At 49.5% G+C, this 2,265-nt stretch carries 2 protein-coding genes; both read right to left on the bottom strand.

Annotated elements, in window-relative coordinates:
* A partial coding sequence (locus AAGC65_RS25985; protein WP_343115363.1) for a DUF4397 domain-containing protein occupies positions 1 to 586 on the bottom strand: 586 nt, incomplete at its 3' end.
* A gap of 29 nt (positions 587 to 615) precedes the next feature.
* Positions 616 to 2,265, bottom strand: a 1,650-nt coding sequence (locus tag AAGC65_RS25990; protein WP_343115364.1) for a prolyl oligopeptidase family serine peptidase, incomplete at its 5' end; no start/stop codon positions are given.

The raw sequence follows: 2,265 nt of genomic DNA on the forward strand, positions 1-2,265 counted from the left end.
GCGTGGAGATGTCATAGCTCCTGATCACCTCACCGGTAGCGGCATTCCGGATCTCGAACGAATAGCTGCTGTTGGCGCGCTTGGCCGGGAATTTGACAAAGTCTGAGTATTCTTTGTAAGCGATACCGGTTACGGTCGAACCGTTTGCCGCTCCGGTTACATTTACACTGAGCTTCGGGCTGTTCGGCGACAGGTTGATGAAGCGTACGCCGCAAAGGCTGTCGGTGTAGGCCGTATAATTGTCTTTGATCTGAATCGCGTCGATGTTTGCCGGGGAAGCACCCGCCAGGAACAAGGAATAGCGGCCGGCGTTCTCAATTTGCATTTTTTCATTGAAGTAGGGCGCTGCTGTTTTATTGGCGGCATCATAAAGTTTGACTTGCTGGTCGCCGGCTTTGATGGGCATGGTTTGATAAGCGTCAGTACCGATGGTGTAAGTCGTGGTATTGAAGGTCAGCGCCTTGCCGCCGATAACTTTATTGGTCACCGTCAGGCTGCCGCTTTCGGTGAAATAGGTCTTGTTGTCTTTTTTGCAGGCGGCCAGCAGCAGGCCGCTTATGCCAAGGAGGATTAATATCTTTTTCATATTTTTTTGTATTGAGTTTTTGATAAAAATTATGGGGTCACGCCCGGATCGGGTTCGAGGGATTGCGAGTTTTGCGTCATCCATTTAGGAGCAGGTTCGCCTTTTAAATAATAGTCGAAGAATTGTTTGACGCGGGTACTGTAGTCGAGCAGGTTAGGCAGGTCATGCACGCTATGTCCCTCCTTCTGATAATCAACAAGCCAGACCTTTTTGTTCAGCCTGCTCAGCGCGTTGAACCAGGGAATGCCCTGCGTGCCGGATAGAACGACATCATCTCCTTTGTTAGCCATCAGGAAAAGTGGGGTCGTAACCTGATCGGCCCTGAGTATGGCGGAATTATCTAAATACGCTGCCCGGTTTTCCCACAAGGTGGCGTTTATACCCCCCTGGCCTTTTTCATAAAATTTCATCCCTCCAAATTCGTTTGGGCGTGTAAAACTATATTCCATGGGAATTACATTGGAAACGCCTTCTCCAGACACGGCTGCCTTATACCGGTTGGAATGGGAAACGATAAAATTCGTCTCAAATGCGCCATAGCTATGTCCCTGCAGCCCAACTTTTGCCGTATCGATCCAGTCGAATTTGGCCAGTTCGTCTACACCGGAGTTCACGACATCCAGCGCGTCCCGGCCCGGATTGCCGGTTTGAGAGTTATAGATATCCGGCATAAAGACCGCGTACCCGTTACTCACCATGTAGGGAATATTAATATTAGCGTGGTCGAGTTCCGGGGTTAAGTAACTATTGAGCGCCCCGGTATTGTCGCCCTGGTAATAATAGACGATCAAAGGGTACTTCCGGCTGGTATCCAGGTTTTCCGGGGTGAACAAGAGGCCTTCGGCCGGCCGGCCGGATGGCTGTTTCCATGCGATCGGTTGGGAATGATACCAATTGAATGCTTTTTCGGGCTCGAAAAAGGTTTGTTGCTTACACGACTTGAAATCACGCGTAATGAAAATATTCGGGAATTTACCGGTCGAACCTTTCTGCAGCACGTAAACGTCAGCCTGCTCAGCCTTTCTTATTGCTGCTAACGCTGTTAACCCGCCATACGCCCCGCCCCATGGATCATAACTGTAATTCCCGCGATCCAGCTCTTGGGGATCATGAGCTTTGGACGCCGACCAGCGGTAAAAGCCGTTGGATTTATCCGCTGCGGAAAACGCGCTCAGCAGCAGATCCCTTTTAGTTTGGATTAGTTCACGGTTTTCGCTTTTGAAAAGCAATAACCGGAGGATCAAATGGTGTTTTACACCGTAAAAATTCGTCAGGTTGACCGCCGGTTTCTTTCCGCTGGGATCTATTTTCCAGATGTCGAAACGGTCATAGATCAGTACGCTGTTATCCCCTTCCATAAAGCCGGCGATACCTACAGGGTCATAGCCATCATCCCGGTCCATAAACCCCGGGGAACTCAGACCTCTTGTTAAATTACGGATAGCGCCATCCGCCGTTGTAAAACTGTACCAGTGATGATTTTTCCGCTCAAACCAGATGAAATATTTCTCCTCCGGTGAGAAGTATTTTCCTCCTCCTCTTGGCGGATAATGTCTGGTGATCAGTTGTTTCTCCCCGGTGTAGGTATTAACCAGATACAGGTCACTGTAATAGCCTGTCCGGTCATCGGCTGACGGGACCGATGTAATGGCAAATTTATTGGTGTAGGTCCCTATTCC

It is taken from the genome of Mucilaginibacter sp., from assembly GCF_039207105.1.
Lineage (GTDB): Bacteria > Bacteroidota > Bacteroidia > Sphingobacteriales > Sphingobacteriaceae > Mucilaginibacter.